The sequence below is a fragment of the Xanthomonas sp. NCPPB 3200 genome (assembly GCF_056393585.1).
Genome location: NZ_CM150785.1, coordinates 4,592,902 through 4,611,794, shown reverse-complemented (window position 1 = coordinate 4,611,794; position 18,893 = coordinate 4,592,902). Strand labels below are relative to the sequence as shown.

The window sequence follows — 18,893 nt, the reverse complement described above, 5'->3', positions numbered from 1 at the left end:
CTCGCCACGGAGCATTGCTGCTGCGTGGCTGCAGCGGGCATCAGTACTGATGACCGCAATCGCTCACCCATGCACCCCATCGATCTCCACCGCCAGCTCGTCGCGGCAGATCACCGCGTGCAGCAGCAGACGCGGTACCGCATCGCCGAAGCGGGCGTCCAGGGCCTGCGCGACCTTGGGCAGATCATCCTGCTCGCGCACGTAGACCTTCAGGCGGGTGCCGGCGCCGAACTGCGCGGGCAGGGCGGGGGCATGCTGGCGGGCGGCACCCAGCAGGGCGTCGAAGTTGGCGAAGGTCTCTTCCAGCTGCGCCAGCAACTGGCCGGTGTGCATCGAGGCATGCCCGACCACCGCGGCGGTGCCTGACAGCAGCAGCGGCATGTCGCTGCCGGCCGGCGGCAGCATGGCGCGCGCGAAACTCGGCGGCTGCGGGCCGTATTGGCGCGGGTAGTTGTAGGCGCTGACCTGGCGCGGGTTTTCCAGCGGGGTGCCGGCGTCGCTGGCGGCCAGCCAGTAGATCTGGATGATGCGCTCGGCATCGCAGCGTCCCACCGCGGTGGCGGCCGGCAATTGCGCATTGTCGAAGGCGCCCAGGCCGCGCGCACGGCCCACGCAGAACTGCCGGTAGCGTTCGCGGTCGCCACTGCCCAGGGTGATGGCGTCCAGATAGTTCCAGATACGCAGCAGGCGCGGGGTCTGGCTGCGGGTGACGAAGGCGGTGATTTCCGCATAGGCCTTGGCGGCGGCGGCTTCGATATCGACATCCTGCTCGTCGATTTCGATCACGCCGAACTGCAGGCGGCCGTCGCTGGCCCAGGCGATGTTGCCATCGCGGCCGCTGTGCACCGCCGCGTCGGTCCGCCACACTTCCAGCACGTCGGCGTGGTACGGCTGCAGCGGCACGCGCAGGTAGCGGGGGGCGTCCAGGCGCGGCGCCGCCGTGCCGAAGCCGAACACGGCCAGCACCTGCGGGTCGGCCAGCAGTGCAGACGGGTCGGTCTGATCGACATAGTCGACCTGCAGGCGGGGATGGCGCACGGTGTGCGTGGTCTGGGCCTGGAAAGCGGTCATCGCGTATCTCGTTGTTGCGTGTCGCGTTGCAAGGTGTCGCCGTCGAAGCCGAGCGTGGCCTGACGTCGGCGTTGGCGCCAGGACTGCCAGGCGCGCGGCATCATCGACAAGGTGGTCAGGGCATAGATGGCGCGGAACGCGCGCAGGCGCAGGCGCACCCTGGGGCTGTCGAACACATCGCCGGCCAGCATCGCCACCACCGCTTCCTCGATCTGCCAGGTGTTCTGCGGTTGCGCGAACAGGGCGCGCATGGTCGGCGAGGTGAAGCGGTAGATGAACCACTTGAACTCGTCCACGCCGCGCTTGAGTTCGCGCTGCAAGGCGCGCTGCAGTTTCGCTTCGTGCTGCGGCATGCGCAGGGCCTGGTCCACCATCGCCGCACCGCGCTCGGCGCTGTGCATGGCCAGGAACACGCCGGACGAAAACATCGGGTCGACGAAGGTGTAGGCATCGCCCAGCATCAACCAGCGCGGGCCGGACATGCGCGTGCATTCGTAGGCGTAATTGCCGGTGGCATGCACCGGGGCCACGCGTTCGGCGCCGAGCATGCGCGCGCTGAGCTCGGTGTTGAGCGCAAGCGTGCGCATGAAGAAGCCTTCGCTGTCGCCTTTGCGGGTCTTCATGTATTCCGGATAGCAGACCGCGCCCACGCTCATGATGTCGTCCGGCAACGGGATCAGCCACATCCAGCCATGCGCATGGCGGTAGATGCTGATGTTGCCGGCATCCTCGCCCGGTCGGCGCGTCACGCCGCGGAAATGGCTGAACAATGCGGCCGATTGATGCCTGGCATTGGCGCGCTTGAGCTTGAGGCGGTTGCCCAGGAAGGTGTCGCGGCCGCTGGCATCGAGCAGGTAGCGCGGGCGGAACTGCTGCGCACCCGCCACGCCCTGCGCCTGCAGTACCGGCTGCTGCCCGTCGAACTCCACCGCGTCGACCTTGACCTGGTCGCGCGCATCCACGCCCACCGCGCGCGCGCGCTCGAACAGCACCTGGTCGAACTGCGCACGCGGCACCTGGAAGGCGAAATCGGCCTTGGCCTCCAGCGCATGCGCGAAGCGGAAGGTGTTGTAGCCGCCGCTGTCGTTGGGAAAGTCCGCACCGCGCTTGAGCACGCCGATGCTGCGCACCTCTTCCAACACGCCCAGGCGTTCGAGAATCGGCATGTTCATCGGCAGCAGCGACTCGCCGATATGGAAGCGCGGATGCTGCGCCTTCTCCAGCAAGGTCACCTGCCAGCCCTGCTGGGCCAGGACGATGGCCGCCGCGCAGCCCGCCGGCCCGCCGCCGATGATCAGGACATCCGGACACTCGGGTCCGGGGGCCGGCCCGGCTACCGGCTTGGCGGTCGGGGTAGGGCCAACAGCGGTGGAAGTCATCCTGGAACGAACCTGCAGCGGGCGAGCGTCATGCAGTCATGATAGCCTGACCGGCGGCCCGGACAGGTATGCCGGCCGCCGACTCGCTGTTGCAGACCGATCGACACCCTCGCCAATGCGGCCGCAACGCCGGTGCGGCGGGCGCTCGGAATCGGCCGGCACGGCAACGTACACTGTCTGTGCCCTGCAGCATCGCCGATGCCGGCCTGACGGTTGTCTGCGCCGCTGTGGTTGTTCTGCAATTTCGCTGTGAATCTGTTGCCCGACCCTCACCTGGAAGCTCTCTGGATGTCCTCGCAAACCGCTGCCGAACGTGAACTGGCCGAACTCCTGGTCGAAAGCCTGAACCTGGAAGACGTCCAGCCCGCCGACATCGACCCGGAGGCGCCGTTGTTCAATACCGGGCTGGGACTGGATTCGATCGACGCGCTGGAACTGGCGCTGGCGATCAGCAAGCGCTATGGCTTCCAGCTGCGCTCGGACAATGACGAGAATCGTCGTATCTTCGCGTCGCTGCGCGCATTGTCGGCGCATGTCGAAGCCAACAAGACCGTCTGAGGTCGCGACCGCCGCGCCCGGCGATGCGCCCCCGTGGGTGCTGGGGCTGGGCGTGTTGCTGGCGGTGGCGTATTCGCCGCTGGCGCACTGGGCCAACGCCAGCCATCGCCCGGAGCTTGCCGTCATCGCCGGTGGCTTGTTGGTGCTGATGGTGCTGATCGAACCGATGGTCGCGCGCCGCGCCTGGGCCTGGGCGCTGGCCGTGCTGACCTTGCTGGGCCTGAGTGCGTTGTGGCACTCGCCGTACGCGATGCTGGTGCTGGCCGCGCCGCCGGTGGTGTTCACCGGCTGGGTCGCCTGGTTCTTCGGTCGCAGCCTGCGCCGTGGGCGCACGCCGTTGATCACGCGCATCGTCGAGGGGCTGTATCGCCAGGCCGGCATGCCGATCACTCCGGAGCAGTACCGCTACACGCGCCGCCTCACCCTGGCCTGGGCGCTGCTGCTGTGCGCGCTGACCCTGGTCAACCTGGTGCTGGGCCTGTGCGCCGAACCCAGTGGCGTGCTGACGCAACTGGGTTATGTCTCGCCGCTGCCGATCAGCGACGCGCGCGCATCGTTGTTCGCCAATCTGCTGGCGTACGGGGTGGTTGGCGGGTTCTTTGTAGGCGAATATCTATTGCGCGGCCGCTGGTTTCCACAGCGCCCCTATCGTAATCTGCCAGACTTCTTGCGCCAGATGGCGCGGCTCGGGCCGGAATTCTGGCGCGATCTGCTGCGCTGAGTGCGTGGCCAGGGGCAGCGACGTACGTGCACATTTTCGGGGACAAGACAAAGATGCCGCTGGCAAGGATGCCGTCGCGCCTGGCGTGGGCCGTGTTCAATCTGCTGCAACTGGCCTTCACGCTGACGTTTACCGCGGGCGGAATCGCCTATGGCCTGGCGTTGCTGGCGATCACGCGCGACACCGATCGCCTGCTGCGCATGGGCGCGTGGATGTGGTCGCCGGTGCTGTTTCGCGGTGCCGGCGCCACGGTGATCGTGGAAGGCCGCGAGCGCGTGGACTGGTCCAGGAACTACCTGTTCGTCAGCAACCACCAGTCCATCATCGATATCTGTGCGTTGTTCTACGCCTTGCCGGTGCCGCTGCGGTTCCTGCTCAAGGACGAAATGCTCAAGGTGCCGTTCGTGAACTGGTATGCACGGGCCACCGGCATGCTGTTCCTGGACCGCGACAGCCGGCGTGCCGGGGCGATGGTGCGCCGGCAGGCCGCCGCGCTGCTGCGCGAGGGCAAGCAGTTGTGTCTGTTTCCCGAAGGCACCCGCAGCCGCAGCGGCGCATTATTGCCGTTCAAGGCCGGGCTGTTGCAGGCCGCTATCGATGCTGGTGTGCCGGTGGTGCCGGTGGCAGTGGATGGCTGCGGCAAGGTGCTGCCGGTGGAGGGTGTGTTCAGGGTGCGCCCGGGCATCATCCGGGTACGTATCGGCGATCCGATCCCGGTGACCGGGCCGGATGCGCCGGACCGCCAGCAATTGACCAAGCAGGCACACGACGCCGTGGCTGCGATGCTCCAACCCAGGATTTGAGTTACCCGCTTATGGATTTCGTCGTGCCGCATGATCATCCCTGCCTGCCCGGGCACTTTCCGGGGCGCCCCGTGGTGCCTGGCGTGGTCGTGCTCGACCATGTGCTGCAGGCAGTGGAGGCCGCGTATGGCCCACGCGCGGCGGCACGCCTGCCGCAGGTGAAGTTCGTGCAGCCGTTGCTGCCCGGGCAGACGGCATCGGTCATGCTGGACGGCGCCGGCCCACGCTGGCGCTTTCGCGTGCAGCGCGCCGACGAGCTGCTGGTCAGCGGCGAACTGGTGGCGGAGGCGGCGCAATGAGCAGTCAGTGGAAGCAACGCCCGGAAGGCGGCGGACGTTTCGCGCTGTGGCTGATCCGCGGCATCGCCCAGCATGCCGGGCGTGCGGTGGGGCGCGCGCTGCTGTACCCGATCACGCTGTACTTCCTGCTGGTGCGTGCGCCCGAGCGCAGCGCCTCGCGTGCCTATCTGACGCGCGTGCTGGAGCGCCCGGCCACGCTGCGCGATGTGGCGCGGCATATCCACACCTTCGCCTCGACGATTCTGGACCGCGTGTACATGCTGTGCGGGCAGATGCAGCGCTTCCGGGTCGACATCACCGGGCTGGACCAGCTGCATGCGCAGATGGATCGCGGCCGCGGCGTGCTGATCTTCGGCTCGCACCTGGGCAGCTTCGATGCGCTGCGCGTGCTGGCCACCGAGCGGCCGGACGTGCAGGTCAAGGTGGTGCTGGACAAGGCCCACAACCGCGCCATGACCGAGCTGCTGGGCGCGCTGAATCCGCAGCTGGCCGCCAACATCATCGACGCCGGCATGGACGCGACCTCGATCGTCATGGCGATCAAGGACGCCACCGACGCCGGTGCGCTGGTGGCGCTGCTGATCGATCGCCCGCGCGAGGGCGACCCGGCGTTGCCGGCGACGTTCCTTGGCCGCAATGCGATGTTCCCGACCTCGCCGTGGCTGATCGCCGCAGCGCTGAAAGTGCCGGTGGTGCTGGCGTTCGGCCTGTACCGCGGCGGCAATCATTACGAGCTGGCGTTCGAGACCTTCAGCGAGGGCCTGGACGTGCCGCGTCGCCAGCGCGCACCGGTGCTGGCGGTACTCATGCGCGATTACGCGGCCAGGCTGGAACATTACACACGCTACGCGCCGTACAACTGGTTCAACTTCTACGATTTCTGGAACACCCACCATGCCGATGTGCCGCACCCTGCCGTGGATGCTGATACTGCTGTTCAGCGCCGCACCGCTATGCGCCGCACCGCCTGAGACGCTGGATGTCGGCCAGGTGCTGCAGCGCCTGGCACGCCCTGCACCGGTCAGTACCGAGTTCGTCGAACTGCGTGGCTCGGTGCTGCTGAAGACGCCGCTGCGCGTCCAGGGCCATTACCGTCGCCCGGACGCGCAGACCCTGGTGCGCGAGGTCAGCGCGCCGTATCGCGAGACCACCACGTTGCAGGGCGACGAGGGCGTGCTGGAACGCGAAGGCAAATCGCCGCGGCGGTTTTCGCTGAGCCGGGTGCCCGAACTGGCCGGCCTGAAGTCCGGCTTCGGCGCGTTGCTGGCCGGCGACCGCGCGCTGCTGGAGCAGCACTACCGCATCAGCGGGCAGGGCCAGCCGCAGGCCTGGCAACTGACGCTGCAGCCCAAGGACGCTGCCGTGGCCAAGCAGGTGCGCGAGTTGAGGCTGTATGGGCGCAATGACGAGTTGCGCTGCATCGAGAGCCAGCCGGCCAAGGGCGACGTGCAACGCACGCTGCTGGCCGGTGCGGCGCGCGCGGCCGCAAGCGTGACCGATGCGGCCGCGCTGACCACGCTATGCCACGGATCGGGCGCGTGACGCAGCGCGCCCACGGCGCAAGCAAGCCGCTCGCACGATCCCATGCCGCGCGCGCGGCCGGTGGACGTTCCGCTGGCACAGCGAGGCTTGCGCATGGCGTTTAAGTTGAACGCAAACCGCCGCATCGGCCTGGCGCTACTGTGGCTGGTGTTGCTGGCGGTGGCCGGGTTCTGGTTGAGCGAGACGCTCAAGGTCACCGGTGATCTGCGCAAATTCATGCCCGCCCGCAGCAACGGGAAGGCGCCCGCACAGCCCGATGCCGCGCGCGCGGCCGGTGGACGTTCCGCTGGCACAGCGAGGCTTGCGCATGGCGTTTAAGTTGAACGCAAACCGCCGCATCGGCCTGGCGCTGCTGTGGCTGGCGTTGCTGGCGGTGGCCGGGTTCTGGTTGAGCGAGACGCTCAAGGTCACCGGTGATCTGCGCAAATTCATGCCCGCCCCGCGCACGCCGGCGCAGAAACTGCTGATCGAAGAGCTGGGCGAAGGCCCCGGCTCGCGCCTGTTGCTGATGGCTTTGTCCAACAGCGACCCGGCCACGCTTGCCGCGCAGTCGCAGGCCCTGCAGCAGGCCCTGGCCGCACAACCGGAACTGTTCGAGCTGGTCGGCAACGGCGGCACTGCGGGGCTGGATGCGATCCCCGAGCGCCTGCTGCCGTATCGCTATCTGCTCAGCGACAGCTTCGACACCACGCCGCTGGATGCGCACACCCTGCAAGCGGCATTGCAGTCGCGCGTGCAGGATCTGGGGTCGCCGGCGGCGGCGCTGGTGGAGCCGTTGCTACCGCGCGACCCCACGCTGGAAGTGCTGCATCTGGCCGAAACCCTGCAGCCGGCCGCGGCGCCGCAGACGCGCAACGCGGTGTGGTTCGACCGTGCCGACACCTCGGCCTTGCTGGTCGTGCAGACGCGCGCAGCCGGCTTTGATCCCACCGGCCAGCAACTGGCCTACGACGCGGTGCAGGCGGCCTTCGCCAAGGTCAGCAAGGGCAGTACGACCCGGCTTACCTTGACCGGCCCCGGTGCATTCGCCGTGGAAATCACCGCGCGCACGCAAGGCGAGGCGCAGTGGATCGGGACGCTGGATACGGTGGGACTGGTGTTGTTGCTGCTGGTCGCCTATCGCAGCTGGAAGATTCCGGTGCTCGGCGTGCTGCCATTGGCCAGCGCCGGCCTGGCCGGTCTGGCTGCGGTGGCGCTGCTGTTCGATGGCGTGCATGGCATCACCGTGGCCTTCGGCTTCACCCTGATCGGCGTGGTGCAGGATTACCCGATCCACCTGTTCAGTCATCAGCGCCCGGGTCTGGATCCACGCGACAACGCGCGTCATCTATGGCCGACGCTGGCCACCGGCGTGGTGTCCACCTGCATTGCCTATGTGACCTTCCTGTTTTCCGGTGTGGACGGCTTGCGGCAGCTGGCGGTGTTCACCATCGCCGGGCTGGCGACCGCCGCGATCACCACGCGGTGGCTGTTGCCGTCGTTGATTGACCCGGCACCGCGCGACTACGCCGATTCGCGCATGCTCGCCGCGCTGTGGCGCGGCATCGCGCGCCTGCCACGGCCGCGCATCAGCCTGGCGCTGATTGCGCTGATCGGCATCGCGGTGATCGCGTTCGCACCGGGGCAGTTCTGGCAGAACGATCTGTCGAAATTGACCCCGGTGCCGCCCAAGGCCCTGGCGCAGGACACGCATCTGCGCCAGGAACTGGGCGCCCCCGACGTGCGTTACGTGCTCGCGCTGTCTGCCGCCAACGACGAGGCCGCGCTGCAGGCCAGCGAGCAGTTGCGCCCGCGCCTGGATGCCCTGGTGCGCGACGGCGCATTGACCGGTTACGACATGGCCGCGCGCTATCTGCCCAGCATCAAGACCCAGCGTGCGCGCCAGGCCGCGTTGCCGGATGCTGCGCAAGCGCGCGCATTGACCGACAGTGCGATGGCCGCCACGCCGTTTCGCAGCGATGCGTTCGCGTCGTTCCTGCAGGACCTGGACGCTGCCAAGCGCGCCGCCCCGCTGTTGCCGAAGGACCTGGCCGGCTCGCCGCTGGCAACGTCGGTCGGCGGGCTGCTGCTGGGCCGCGGCGATCGCAGCACTGCGTTGGTGTCGTTGACCGGCCTGCGCGATCCGTCGGTACTGGCTGCCGCCGTGCAAGGCAGCGGCGCGCAGTTGCTGGATCTGAAGGACGCGTCCGAGTCCCTGGTGGCCGCGTATCGCGGACGTGTGCTCGGCGCGCTGGTGCTGGCCGCGCTGCTGCTGGCGGTGACGGTGGCGATCGCGTTGCGCAGCCCGCGCCGGATCGTGCGCGTATTGCTGCCGATGGCGCTGACCACGGTGCTGATCCTGGCGATCCTGCGCGGCATGGGTGTTGAGCTCAACCTGTTCCATCTGATCGCGCTGATCCTGGCGGCAGGCCTGGGCCTGGATTACGCATTGTTCTTCGACCATGCCGGCGACGATCACGCCGACCAGCTGCGCACGCTGCATGCGCTGATCGTGTGCAGCCTGATGACGCTGCTGGTGTTCGCGCTACTGGCTGCCTCCAGCATCCCGGTGTTGCGTGCGATCGGCAGCACGGTGGCGCTGGGGGTATTGTTCAATTTCATCCTCGCCTTGCTGGTGTCGCGCGAGCCGGCGCTGGAGCGCGCAAGACACGGAGATGCACATGCAGGGACGTGAGGCGATTGCTGCGCTGATTCCACACCAGGGCAGCATGTGCCTGTGGGAAGCAGTGCTGGAATGGGATGCGCAGCGCATCGTGTTGCGCAGCGATGCCCATCGCAGCGACACGCATCCGCTGCGTTACAATGGCCGCCTGCGCGCGCTGCATCTATGCGAATACGGCGCGCAGGCCATGGCCGTGCATGGCGGCTTGCTCGGCCGGGAATCGGGCAAGCCGGTGCGCCCGGGCATGCTGGTGGCGCTGCGTGCGGTGGACTTGCACGTCGCGTATCTGGACGACCTGCCCGATGCGATCGTCTGCGAAGCGCAGGTGTTGCTGCAGGGCGAGGACAGCCAGCAATACAGTTTTCGCCTGAGCCACGCCGATCAGTTGCTCGCCGAAGGGCGCGCCACGGTGATGCTGGGCGCCGCGCAGGCCACCCAAGCCCCGTAGGAGCGCGCGTGCGCGCGATGGCCTTACCGCTGACGCCGCATCGCGCGCAAGCGCGCTCCTACAAGATGTAGGCGATCAATGCTGGATCTATTCCTGCGCCTGCTGCGAGTCGTTAGGATGAGGCTCTTTCCGCCGTCGTGTCTGCGGCTTTCATTGAGGCTTCCATGAGCACTTCCATTCCACAGCGCCGCGCACTCGTCACCGGCGGCAGCGGCGATCTTGGTGGTGCGATCTGCCGTCAGCTGGCGGCGCAGGGGCGCCATGTGATCGTGCATGCCAATCGCAATATCGCCCGCGCCGATGAAGTGGTCGCAGCGATCGTGGCCGACGGCGGCAGCGCCGAGGCGGTGGCGTTCGATGTGGCCGATGCGCAGGCCAGTGCGGTGGCGCTGGCAGGCCTGCTGGAGGGCGGTCCGATCCAGATCGTGGTCAACAACGCCGGCATCCACGACGATGCGCCGATGGCGGGCATGAACGCCGAACAGTGGCATCGGGTCATCGACGTGTCGCTGCACGGGTTCTTCAATGTCACCCAGCCGCTGCTGCTGCCGATGGCGCGTACGCGCTGGGGCCGCATCGTCAGCGTGTCGTCGGTGGCGGCGGTGCTGGGCAACCGCGGGCAGACCAACTACGCCGCGGCCAAGGCCGCCTTGCACGGCGCCAGCAAATCGCTGTCGCGCGAGATGGCCAGCCGCGGCATCGCCGTCAACGTGGTCGCGCCGGGCGTGATCGAAAGCGAGATGGTCGGCGAAAGCTTCGCGCCGGAAGTGATCAAGCAACTGGTACCGGCGGGCCGCGTCGGCAAGCCCGACGAAGTGGCCGCGTTGGTGGCGTTTCTGTGTTCGGAGTCAGCCGGCTACATCAACGGCCAGGTCATCGGCATCAATGGTGGGATGGGCTGAGAGCGGCTAACGAAAACGACCGTGTTCGCCACCTGATGGGCACGACCCCCGACCAGCCCTGCTTTGGGATGTCGTAACGACGCTGAAGCTCAGCCCCTTGTTTGGCGTGAGAGCGATTGACCCGTGCAGATGCGTCGGCTGTAGAGCGGAGGAGCTGCGGCTTGGCCGCAGGGAACGTTGCGGGACAGGCTGCAAGTACGTCCATGTAGGCTCGGGCTGGCCGCCGGTGTCGCCGTGGTGCATCACACGCGCGGGGCAAGCTAGCGCAAATCAAGAAAAAACGCGCCGTTGCCGGCGCGGTTTTCAAACTCACGCCGCGTCGGCGTACCAGGCGGCGGTGAGGATCGGCTCGCCGATGGCGTTGGCGGTCAAGGCGTCCAGCCCGTGGTCCGGCAGTGCGGCATGGCGCTGGCGTGCCTGCTGCAGGATCTCGCGTGCCAGCACCGCCATCTGCGCCACGTTGCTGTGGATGCGTGCGGCAAAGGCATCGTCGTCGAGGGTGTCGTTCAAGGCGCCATTGAGTTCGTTGAACCAGCCGATCAGGTATTGATCGAGCAGGCGCCCATCGTCGGTGGCCAGGCCTTGTGCAGTGTTGTGCTGGCCCCAGTCGTGCAGCACACGCTGCATTGCCAGATTCATGTCGCGCGCATAGAAGAAATCGGACTTCATGCGCGAGAGCAGGCTGAGGTCGGCGATGCGTCCGCTGCAGAACAGCGGCGCCAGCAGCGACCAGTAGTAGGTGTAGTCCCAGATCACCTTGACCGGCATCACCTGCGCGTCGCCGAACAGCGCGTACTGGTCCTGATACAGGGTCAGGGTATTTTCGTAGAACGAGAAATACAGCTGCTGATACAGCTCCACATACGGGCTGAGCGATCTGCCGGCGCGGTCGCGGCCGATCAGTTCGCAGATGTAGGTATTGGAAATCGCAATGAAGTCGCTGCCGGGCGAATAGAACGGGTCCAGGAACAAGCCCGCCTCGCCGGTCAGCGCCCAGCGCTGCGGCGAGAACACCTGCTTGCAGCCATAGGAGAAGTTACGCAGGAACAGGAAGTCCTGCAGCCGGTAGTCGGCCTTGTCGAGTGTGGCGGCGACCTGCGGCTGATGCGTGCGCAGCCAGGTCATCGCCTTGTCGTGGGTGTTCATCGTGTCCAGCGGGTGCATCGTTGCATCGCAGACGATGCCCAGCGAATGCGCGCCGGACGACAGCGGAATCAGCCAGAACCAGTAGCCCGGCCCGCACATGTGGTTGGTCGAGCGCCAGCGGTCCGGCGGCGTGCAGCGCTGCAGCCAGTTGCTGTCCTGCGACCAGCCATTGGGGTCGATCAGGCCTTCCACACGCCACCATACCGCATTGGCGTCGTGCGCATTGTCCTGCGCCAGGCCGAGCTTGCGCTTGAGCAGGCCGGCGCGGCCGCTGGCATCCACCACCCAGCGTGCGCTCAGCGTGCCGGCCTCGCCCGCGCGCTCGTAGCGCACGGCGTGGTCGGCCTGGTCATCGGACAGGTCCACGCCCTTGACGCTGCAGTTGTCGACAAACGTGATGCCCTGCGCGCGGGCGCGCTCGCCGAGGAAATTTTCGAAGCGGCCACGGTCGATCTGCCACGACGGCGTCGGCAGGATCTGGCTCACGCCCAGCTCGGTGCAGCGGTCGATGTCCTCGCGCTTGTCGGAGAAGAAGAAGCGGAACCCGAACTTGCGGATCTGCTCGGTTTCCAGATGCTCGCGCAGGCCCAAGACCTCGGCGAAGTAGTGCGCGCCGATCTCCACCGTGGACTCGCCCACCTTGAACGCCGCCTCGCGCACCGGGTGCGCACGGCGCTCCAGCACAGTGATCGCCAGTTCGGGGTCGCGTTGGCGCAGCTGCAGGGCCAGACTCAGGCCGGCCAGGCCACCACCGGTGATAACGACATCGGCACGCTGTGCATTCATGGGGATGGCTTGCTCTTGGTAACCGCCGGCACAGTAGCAAATTCGCCGTCAGCGTCGTCGATCAGCACCGGGTTGGCGCGCACGCGGCGGTACTCGCGCCAGATATGCCCGTAGCTCCAGGCCTGGACCACCACATGCGAGGTGATTTCCCACAGATCGCGTACCAGGCGGAAATGGCTCTTGCGGAACGCGCCCGGCGAGGTGCCGGCGTAGCGGGTTTCGATCGGCACCGCGACCACGCGCGCGCCGGCCTGGCGTGCGGCGGAAATCAGCAGTTGCGCTTCGAACACGAAGCCTTCGCCGGGCACGTCGGGCAGGGTGAACACCGAGGCCGGATACAGGCGCTGGCCGCTCTGGCTGTCGACCAGCTGGAAGCCGCAGGCCCAGGCGATGCCCCAGTCGCCGAAATCGTTGCCGATGCGGCGGATGGTGGGCTGGGTGGCGCGCTTGCGCATGCGGGCGCCGACGATGACGCAGCCGGGGTGGCGGTTGGCCGACGCCAACAGGCGCGGGAAATCGGCGGCCTTGTGCTGGCCGTCGCCGTCCATGGTCATCACCGCGCGCATGCCCATCCGCTGCGCCTGCGCAAACCCGCTGCGCAACGCGGCGCCCTTGCCCTTGCGCTGCGGGTGCCGGATCAAGGTGATCGGCAGGCCGGCGATGCAGTCGGCAGTGCCGTCATCGGAGCCGTCGTCGATCACGATCACGTTGGAACAATAGGTCAGCGCATCGTTGACCACTTCACGGATGCGCAGCGATTCGTTCAGCGCCGGCACCAGGATCGCGGTGTCCTCGCGGGTCAGTGGCTGCCGGCTCACTGCTGGAGCTCCACGCGCAACACCCGGCCCGGGCCGGCGTACAGCGCCACGCGTTCGCCGCCAGTGGCGATCAGGTCGAACAACGGCAGCATCGGCGCCATCGCATTGGCGGCGACATGCCGCGCCAGCGGGCCGGCGCCCGTCGTCGGCGTGCCGTCGTCCAGCCACGCCCGCAACTGCGGCTTGCCGGCCTGGCCGGGCGCACCTAGCACCAGCGCGCCACCGAGCAGCCCCTGGCTGGGGGCGACCCGACCCAGCGGCCCGACCGAGCGGGCGTCGTAGCCGGCCAGCAGCACTGCGTCCATGCCGGCGGCACGTTGGACCAGCGCCTCCAGCAAGCCTTGCGCGAAGCTGCCCAGGCTGGCGCTGATCGCGGTGGCCGGGGTCATCGCCCCGGCGCCGATGGTCCAGTAGCCGGCCGCGGCGTTGTGCACCGAGTTGTGGAACTTGGTCGGCGAGATCGCCGTGGGGTCGCTGGCCAGGGTGGTGCACATGTAGTCGGAGATGGCCAGGTCGCCGTACGTGGAAGTGAAGATCGACGGCAGGCTGGCCGGCTCGCGGCCGGCGGCGGTGCAGGCGGCCAGCGCGGCCTCCAGCGAGACCGCCACCGTGTCCGGTGCGCGACGGCGCTCGTTGGCGGCCAGCAGCTGCGGCGCCGGGCGCGCGCCGGTGTCCTGCAGCGCGCCGCCGCGCACGAACGCCGCAGCGGCGTCCCAGCTCGGCAGGCCCTGGGTCCAGAAGCCGATCCCCTCGATGGTGGCAGCCAGCATCAGCGGGCCTGCCCGAACAGCAGCGAGCAGTTGTTGCCGCCAAAACCGAAGGAGTTGTTCATTGCGTAATCGATCTTGGAATGGGCATTGTCGAAACGGATCTGCGGGCCGCAGGCGGGGTCGGGCACTTCGCTGTTGAGCGTGCCCGGCAGCACGCCGTCACGCAGCGCCAGCAGCGCGATCACCGACTCGACGATGCCGGCTGCGCCCAGGGTGTGGCCGGTCCAGGCCTTGGTCGAGCTGGCGTGCAGGGTGGCCGGGAAGATCGCCGCCACTGCGGCGGCTTCGACGCTGTCGTTGGCCGGTGTGGCAGTGCCGTGCAGGTTCAGGTAGCCCACCGCGGCCGGCTCCAGGCCGGCGCGTTCGAGCGCGCCGCGCATCGCCAACTGCGCGCCCAGGCCCTGCGGATGCGGGGCGGACATATGGTGCGCATCGCTGGATTCGCCATAGCCGTACAGCCACAGCGTTGCGTCCGGTGCGGCAGCGGTGCGTTCGAGCATGGCAAAGCCGCCGGCCTCGCCCAGGCTCAGGCCGACCCGGCGCGCATCGAACGGCTGGCACAGCTCCGGTGCCACCACCTGCAGCGAGTTGAAGCCGAACAGCACGCTGCCGCACAAGGTATCCACGCCGCCGACCAGGGCGGCATCCACCACCCCGGCATCGATCAGGCGCGCGGCCTGGGCAAACACCTTGGCGCTGGACGAACAGGCGGTGGCCACGGTCACGCTCGGGCCGCGCAGGCCGGTGGCGTGCTGCACGAAGTCGCCCAGCGAGTGCGGGGTGTGCACGATCGGGCGATCCAGGTCGTCGGGGAAGCGCGCGCCGTCGGCGTCTTCGACCAGCCGCGTGTAGGCCTCTTCGCTGGCGCCGATGCTGGAGGTGGAAGTGCCGATGATCACCGCCACGCGCTCGGCGCCGTAGCGCTGCGCGGCGGCCTGCACCGCCTCGGCCATGCCGTCCTGCTGCAGGGCCAGCCAGGCCAGGCGATTGTTGCGGCAGTCCCAGCCTTGCAGGGCCTCCGGCAACACGATGTCTTCCACGCCGTCGACGCGGCCGATCCAGCACGCCAGCGGCTGCGGGCCGAAATCGTTGCGACGCATGCCGCTGCGGCGAGCAGTCAGGGCGGCGGCCTGGGCATCGAGCCCGGCGCCGAGCGCGGTGGTGGACGTAAAAGCGGTGACGGCGACCGGGGCCATCTGGGACGAATGCTGCGCTTGGCTCACGGTGGTCTGGCTGGCAAGAAGTGGGCTCAGTATATCGATGGCGGGTGCGCCTCCCGTCGATGGCGCAACTGAACGTGCCGGTCATGTCGCTGACGGGGCTGGAGTTTTCGCGCGTTGCCGCGCTTTCGCCATCGGCGCAATTGGGACACAATCCTGCGACACACTTGCCGATCGAGCGCGACCACGCGCGCATGCACGCCTACGTCTATAAAAGCCAACGCAAGCAGGACACCTTCGTCTATCTCGCCACGCGCGACGACTTCTCCGGTCTTCCCGCCGCCGTGCACGCGCAGCTGGCGCCGTTCGCGTTCGTGCTGGAGGTGGCGTTGACGCCGGAGCGCCGTCTGGCGCAGGCCGACGTGGCCACGGTGCGCGAAGCGCTCGCCAGGCACGGCTTCTATCTGCAACTGCCCAAGACGGTGGTGCTGGCGGGCGAGTGCGACTATGACTGAGGCCGCACGGGCCGCACGCTTGCGGGCCGCAGCGCTGGCCGGCCTGGCCGGCGTGGCGTTGTCGTTGCTGGGCGGCATCGGCGGCGGTGTCGCCGCGGTGACGCTGTGGCTGGCGCAGCCGGCGTTCGCGCTGGCGGTGTCGTGGGCGCGCGGTAGCCGCGCACTGCCCAGCCAGCCGCGTGCGGTTGCGCAGGCAGTGCCGCCGTTGCTGACGATCTGGGGTGTGGGCCTGCTGGCGCTGGCCGCCCTGATCAGCTGGCCGCTGACCGCCCTGCGCGACAGCGGCAGCCTGGCCGCCGCATTGGCCTTGAGTGTGGCGGTCAGCGCCGCGTTGCTCGGGTTGTGGCGGACCTGGCCGCTGTGGGGCGAGGTCGAACGCGATGGCGGCGCCCTGGCCCCGCGCTGGCATGCGCTGGCAACGCAGGAGTTGCACGCCTGGCGCGGCCTGCTGGCCGCTGCCCTGGTGCTGGCGATGTGCACGCTGGTGGTGGCGCTGGCCTGGCCGGGCTGGTTGTCGAGCAGCCTGCGCTGGAGTCTGGCGATCGCGGCCAGCGTGCTGCTGCCCGCTGCCCACCTGCTGTTGCAACGCACGGCCGCCCCGGCGCGCAGCGATGCCCCGGCGGCCCTGCAGGCGGCCGATTTCTTTTCCGAAGCGGCGGCCGAGCCGCGTCCGCTGGAGCCGGTGGCCCAGCACCAACTGGTGCCGGAGCTGTTCGAGGCCGCGCGCAGCGGACGCGTGGACCGCGCGCTGCAGTTGCTCGACGCCGGGGCCGACCCGCAGGCGATGCCGCTGCCGGAGTGGCGCGACCAACGCAGCCTGCCCGCGCTGGCCGCGGTGCTGCCGGATCTGCGCCTGCTGCGCGAGCTGATCGTGCGCCGCGTCGACGTCAACCAGCCGCATCGCGGCATGACCCCGTTGCTGGCCGCCACCCGCGACAGCTGGCATGGCCGCCCGGATGCGGTGATGACGCTGCTGGCCAACGGGGCCGACCCGCGCGCCTGCGACAACGACGGCAACACGCCGCTGCACCACGCGGTGCGCAGTTCCGACCCGGGCGTGGCCGCGCTGCTGCGCGATGCCGCCGCCGAACTCGATGCGCTCAACAACGAAGGCCACTCGCCGCTGGCGATGGCCTGCCAGGTCGGCAACTGGCGGCTGGCCAAGTTCCTGCTGGAACGCGGCGCGCACTCCGAACCGGAAGGTGGCGCGCCGGTGCTGCTGGCCGCGGCCGGCACCGAGGAAGACGACCCGGCCGGCGTGCAACTGCTGCTCAAGCACAAGGCGCGCGTGGATGCGCGCGACCGCCAACGCCGCAGTGCCCTGCACGAAGCCGCGTTGGCCGGACATGGCGACATCGTCGAGGCGCTGCTGGCGGCCGGCGCCAATCTGGAAGCGCGCGATCTGCTCGGCCGCACGCCGTGGCTGGATGCGGCGCGGCAGGCGCGCAGCGGGGTGCTCGAACGCCTGGTCGCACGCAAGGCCGACGTGCTGGCCATCGACGGCGAGGGCCGCAATGCGGTGATGCTGGCCTGCGCCGCCGACAGCGTGTCGCCGGCGCTGATCCGGCGCCTGCTCGAGCTGCAGGTGCCGGCCGACAGCGCCGACGCGCACGGCCGTCGCGCGGTGGATGTGGCCGCCGAAGCCGGGCGCTGGGCGATCGTGCAGTTGCTCGATCCCGGCTATCCCTTGCCGGCGGCGGTCAGTGACGCGCACGGCGAGAGCCCCGGCGTGACGGTACTGCCCGATCGCCCGCCACTGGTTCTGCTGCGCGAAGGCCTGCAGTTCGGCCAGCGCGACGGTCTGGTCGCACTGGCCCGCCTGTGCGGCCCAGAAGAACTCGGCGGCCTGCTGCACGACGCGCATCTGGCCTTGAACGCCGATGCGGTGGACTGGCTGCTGCGCCACGGGGCCGATGCCGAAGTGCGCGATGCCTGCGGCGATGTGCCGATGTTTGCGCTGCTGTCGCGGGGCGTGGAGGCGGTGCCGGCGCTGCAGGCGCTGCTGCGCCATGGCGTGTCGCCGGCCGGTGCCGGCGGCCTGACGCGGCTGCTCAGCGCCTGCGTGCAGCACGATGCGGCATCGCGCGGGCTGGAACAGTTCGCGCTGGAACTGCTGGAACGCGGCGCCGACCCGTTCGCCGCATCGGCGGCCGGCGATCCGCCGTTGTCGCTGGCGGTGCGGCTGGGCTGGCTGCGCCTGCAGCAGTGGCTGCTGGAACACGGCGTGGACCGCGAGGCGCGCGACAGCCATGGCATGACCGCGCTGCACCTGGCCACCGCGCTGGGCCGCGAGGCGTCGCTGAAATTGCTGGTCAAGCAGGGCGCCTCGCCGGAAGCGCGCGCTGCCGACGGGCAGACCCCGCTGGGGGTGGCGCTGTCGATCGGCCGCCGCGACCTGGCCGACTGGCTGGACTGGCGCATCTGGTCGCTGCCGCAGCGCAGCCTGCGCGAGGCGGACGTGCCGGCCGCCGCGATGGTCGGCGACACCGATGCGGTGCGCCGCCTGATCGATCTGGGCCTGCCGGTCGATGCGATCGATGCCCAGGGCTGCACCGCGTTGCTGCGTGCCGCCGGTGGCGGCCATCTGGGCGTGGTGGCGCATCTGCTCGGTCGCGGCGCCGACCCGCAACGCGCGGCCAATAGCGGCGCCACGCCGTTGTCGGCGGCGGTGAGCATGCGTCAGACCGAGATCGTGGCCGCGTTGCTGCAGGCCGGTGCGCAGATCGAGCACCGTCTGCCCGGCGGCGTCACCGTGCTGATGCTGGCCTGCGCGCTGGGCCTGCCGGATATCGTGGCGCGCCTGCTCACCGCGGCGGCCGATGTGCACGCCAACGACGATCAAGGCCTGGCGCCACTGCATTGCGCCGCGCTGTACGGCTTCACGGCGCGCGACAAGAGCCGCCTGCTGGCCTTGCTGGATACCTTGCTGCTGGCCGGCGCCGACCCGGACTACCTGGCCGGCGGCCGGGTCAGCCCCTTGCTGCTGGTGCTGGGTGCGCGCGCCGAGCCGGGCACCGCCTGCGACGAGCAGGTGGTGCTGGCCGGCGTCGAACGCCTGCTCGACGAAGACGTCTCGCTGGACGTGGCCGATCAACGCGGTTTCGGGCCGTTGCACCTGGCCGCACTGCACGGCCTGCCGTTGCTGGTGCAGCGCCTGCTGCGTGCCGGCGCCGATGCCGACCGCCGCGACGCGCTCAACCGCACCCCGCGCGAGATCGCGATCATGCGCGGCTTCATCGATGTGGCCGGCCAGTTCGAACCCGCTTTGCCGGGGGTGTCCTCGATGGCGCGCTTCCTGCGCGAAGGCCGCTGA

The 18,893-nt window shown here is 69.1% G+C and carries 18 protein-coding genes; 12 read left to right on the top strand and 6 right to left on the bottom strand.

All coding sequences use genetic code 11. The annotated features are described in order from the left end of the window. Nucleotides 1-63: 63 nt before the first annotated feature. Together AC06DU_RS19955 and AC06DU_RS19950 are read right to left on the bottom strand one after the other, a co-directional pair. On the bottom strand, nt 64-1,071 hold the full coding sequence (locus AC06DU_RS19955; RefSeq protein ID WP_478203069.1) for a chorismate transformation FkbO/Hyg5 family protein: 1,008 nt from the start codon (nt 1,069-1,071) through the stop codon (nt 64-66). Further along, the gene (locus AC06DU_RS19950; protein WP_478203068.1) at nt 1,068-2,450 is read right to left on the bottom strand and encodes an NAD(P)/FAD-dependent oxidoreductase; all 1,383 of its coding nucleotides are present in this window, start codon (nt 2,448-2,450) and stop codon (nt 1,068-1,070) included. Before AC06DU_RS19950 ends, AC06DU_RS19955 begins: the two co-directional genes overlap by 4 nt. A 288-nt stretch (nt 2,451-2,738) precedes the next feature. On the opposite strand from AC06DU_RS19950, the gene xanC reads away from it, so the two are divergent. The 10 genes from xanC to fabG all read left to right on the top strand — a co-directional run bounded on the left by xanC (nt 2,739) and on the right by fabG (nt 10,385). Beyond that, the gene (gene xanC / locus AC06DU_RS19945; RefSeq protein ID WP_011260626.1) at nt 2,739-3,008 is read left to right on the top strand and encodes a xanthomonadin biosynthesis acyl carrier protein XanC; all 270 of its coding nucleotides are present in this window, start codon (nt 2,739-2,741) and stop codon (nt 3,006-3,008) included. A 37-nt stretch (nt 3,009-3,045) separates the two neighbouring features. Then, entirely contained in the window at nt 3,046-3,729 is a 684-nt protein-coding gene (locus AC06DU_RS19940) for a COG4648 family protein (protein ID WP_024937536.1), read from the top strand. A gap of 53 nt (nt 3,730-3,782) precedes the next feature. Continuing rightward, the gene (locus AC06DU_RS19935) at nt 3,783-4,532 is read left to right on the top strand and encodes a lysophospholipid acyltransferase family protein (RefSeq protein WP_024937535.1); all 750 of its coding nucleotides are present in this window, start codon (nt 3,783-3,785) and stop codon (nt 4,530-4,532) included. A gap of 11 nt (nt 4,533-4,543) precedes the next feature. Further along, nucleotides 4,544-4,831: an ApeI family dehydratase gene (locus AC06DU_RS19930; protein ID WP_046345049.1), complete on the top strand. Its 288-nt coding sequence runs from the start codon at nt 4,544-4,546 to the stop codon at nt 4,829-4,831. Next, entirely contained in the window at nt 4,828-5,802 is a 975-nt protein-coding gene (locus tag AC06DU_RS19925) for an LpxL/LpxP family acyltransferase (protein ID WP_039524636.1), read from the top strand. The genes AC06DU_RS19930 and AC06DU_RS19925 overlap by 4 nt, the downstream gene beginning before the upstream one ends. Further along, entirely contained in the window at nt 5,726-6,373 is a 648-nt protein-coding gene (locus AC06DU_RS19920) for a LolA-related protein (protein ID WP_342370401.1), read from the top strand. Before AC06DU_RS19925 ends, AC06DU_RS19920 begins: the two co-directional genes overlap by 77 nt. Before the next feature lie 42 nt (nt 6,374-6,415). Continuing rightward, on the top strand, nt 6,416-6,691 hold the full coding sequence (locus tag AC06DU_RS19915; protein ID WP_478203067.1) for a hypothetical protein: 276 nt from the start codon (nt 6,416-6,418) through the stop codon (nt 6,689-6,691). Beyond that, complete coding sequence (locus AC06DU_RS19910; RefSeq protein WP_478203066.1) at nt 6,681-9,047, top strand: MMPL family transporter; 2,367 nt, start codon at nt 6,681-6,683, stop codon at nt 9,045-9,047. Before AC06DU_RS19915 ends, AC06DU_RS19910 begins: the two co-directional genes overlap by 11 nt. Beyond that, nucleotides 9,034-9,483 carry a hotdog family protein gene (locus AC06DU_RS19905; RefSeq protein WP_478203065.1) on the top strand — a complete coding sequence of 150 codons (450 nt, stop codon included), beginning with the start codon at nt 9,034-9,036 and terminating at the stop codon, nt 9,481-9,483. The genes AC06DU_RS19910 and AC06DU_RS19905 overlap by 14 nt, the downstream gene beginning before the upstream one ends. Nucleotides 9,484-9,647: 164 nt before the next feature. Further along, nucleotides 9,648-10,385: a 3-oxoacyl-ACP reductase FabG gene (fabG, locus tag AC06DU_RS19900; RefSeq protein WP_024940574.1), complete on the top strand. Its 738-nt coding sequence runs from the start codon at nt 9,648-9,650 to the stop codon at nt 10,383-10,385. A 309-nt stretch (nt 10,386-10,694) separates the two neighbouring features. Here the strand turns inward: fabG and AC06DU_RS19895 are convergent, their stop codons facing one another. The 4 genes from AC06DU_RS19895 to AC06DU_RS19880 are packed head-to-tail and all read right to left on the bottom strand — an operon-like array spanning nt 10,695 to nt 15,101. Next, nucleotides 10,695-12,317 (bottom strand): NAD(P)/FAD-dependent oxidoreductase, encoded by a 1,623-nt coding sequence (locus tag AC06DU_RS19895; RefSeq protein WP_184434900.1) that lies wholly within the window; start codon nt 12,315-12,317, stop codon nt 10,695-10,697. Continuing rightward, entirely contained in the window at nt 12,314-13,135 is an 822-nt protein-coding gene (locus AC06DU_RS19890; protein ID WP_478203064.1) for a glycosyltransferase family 2 protein, read from the bottom strand. The genes AC06DU_RS19895 and AC06DU_RS19890 overlap by 4 nt, the downstream gene beginning before the upstream one ends. After that, nucleotides 13,132-13,905, bottom strand: a complete 774-nt coding sequence (locus AC06DU_RS19885) for a beta-ketoacyl synthase chain length factor (protein ID WP_184434895.1) — start codon at nt 13,903-13,905, stop codon at nt 13,132-13,134. Before AC06DU_RS19885 ends, AC06DU_RS19890 begins: the two co-directional genes overlap by 4 nt. Continuing rightward, the gene (locus AC06DU_RS19880) at nt 13,905-15,101 is read right to left on the bottom strand and encodes a beta-ketoacyl-[acyl-carrier-protein] synthase family protein (protein ID WP_024940579.1); all 1,197 of its coding nucleotides are present in this window, start codon (nt 15,099-15,101) and stop codon (nt 13,905-13,907) included. Before AC06DU_RS19880 ends, AC06DU_RS19885 begins: the two co-directional genes overlap by 1 nt. A gap of 218 nt (nt 15,102-15,319) precedes the next feature. On the opposite strand from AC06DU_RS19880, the gene AC06DU_RS19875 reads away from it, so the two are divergent. Continuing rightward, nucleotides 15,320-15,580: a YcgL domain-containing protein gene (locus tag AC06DU_RS19875; protein WP_039529613.1), complete on the top strand. Its 261-nt coding sequence runs from the start codon at nt 15,320-15,322 to the stop codon at nt 15,578-15,580. Next, nucleotides 15,573-18,893 (top strand): ankyrin repeat domain-containing protein, encoded by a 3,321-nt coding sequence (locus tag AC06DU_RS19870; RefSeq protein WP_184434889.1) that lies wholly within the window; start codon nt 15,573-15,575, stop codon nt 18,891-18,893. The genes AC06DU_RS19875 and AC06DU_RS19870 overlap by 8 nt, the downstream gene beginning before the upstream one ends.

Excerpts from the sequence above, each read along its gene's own strand:
- AC06DU_RS19905 (WP_478203065.1), top strand. The coding sequence starts at position 9,034 with ATGCAGGGACGTGAGGCGATTGCTGCGCTGATTCCACACCAGGGCAGC.
- AC06DU_RS19915 (WP_478203067.1), top strand. The coding sequence starts at position 6,416 with ATGCCGCGCGCGCGGCCGGTGGACGTTCCGCTGGCACAGCGAGGCTTG.
- AC06DU_RS19955 (WP_478203069.1), bottom strand. The coding sequence starts at position 1,071 with ATGACCGCTTTCCAGGCCCAGACCACGCACACCGTGCGCCATCCCCGC.
- AC06DU_RS19935 (WP_024937535.1), top strand. The coding sequence starts at position 3,783 with ATGCCGCTGGCAAGGATGCCGTCGCGCCTGGCGTGGGCCGTGTTCAAT.
- AC06DU_RS19950 (WP_478203068.1), bottom strand. The coding sequence starts at position 2,450 with ATGACTTCCACCGCTGTTGGCCCTACCCCGACCGCCAAGCCGGTAGCC.
- AC06DU_RS19880 (WP_024940579.1), bottom strand. The coding sequence starts at position 15,101 with ATGGCCCCGGTCGCCGTCACCGCTTTTACGTCCACCACCGCGCTCGGC.
- AC06DU_RS19885 (WP_184434895.1), bottom strand. The coding sequence starts at position 13,905 with ATGCTGGCTGCCACCATCGAGGGGATCGGCTTCTGGACCCAGGGCCTG.
- AC06DU_RS19875 (WP_039529613.1), top strand. The coding sequence starts at position 15,320 with ATGCACGCCTACGTCTATAAAAGCCAACGCAAGCAGGACACCTTCGTC.
- AC06DU_RS19910 (WP_478203066.1), top strand. The coding sequence starts at position 6,681 with ATGGCGTTTAAGTTGAACGCAAACCGCCGCATCGGCCTGGCGCTGCTG.
- fabG (WP_024940574.1), top strand. The coding sequence starts at position 9,648 with ATGAGCACTTCCATTCCACAGCGCCGCGCACTCGTCACCGGCGGCAGC.
- AC06DU_RS19920 (WP_342370401.1), top strand. The coding sequence starts at position 5,726 with ATGCCGATGTGCCGCACCCTGCCGTGGATGCTGATACTGCTGTTCAGC.
- AC06DU_RS19895 (WP_184434900.1), bottom strand. The coding sequence starts at position 12,317 with ATGAATGCACAGCGTGCCGATGTCGTTATCACCGGTGGTGGCCTGGCC.
- AC06DU_RS19930 (WP_046345049.1), top strand. The coding sequence starts at position 4,544 with ATGGATTTCGTCGTGCCGCATGATCATCCCTGCCTGCCCGGGCACTTT.
- AC06DU_RS19925 (WP_039524636.1), top strand. The coding sequence starts at position 4,828 with ATGAGCAGTCAGTGGAAGCAACGCCCGGAAGGCGGCGGACGTTTCGCG.
- xanC (WP_011260626.1), top strand. The coding sequence starts at position 2,739 with ATGTCCTCGCAAACCGCTGCCGAACGTGAACTGGCCGAACTCCTGGTC.
- AC06DU_RS19870 (WP_184434889.1), top strand. The coding sequence starts at position 15,573 with ATGACTGAGGCCGCACGGGCCGCACGCTTGCGGGCCGCAGCGCTGGCC.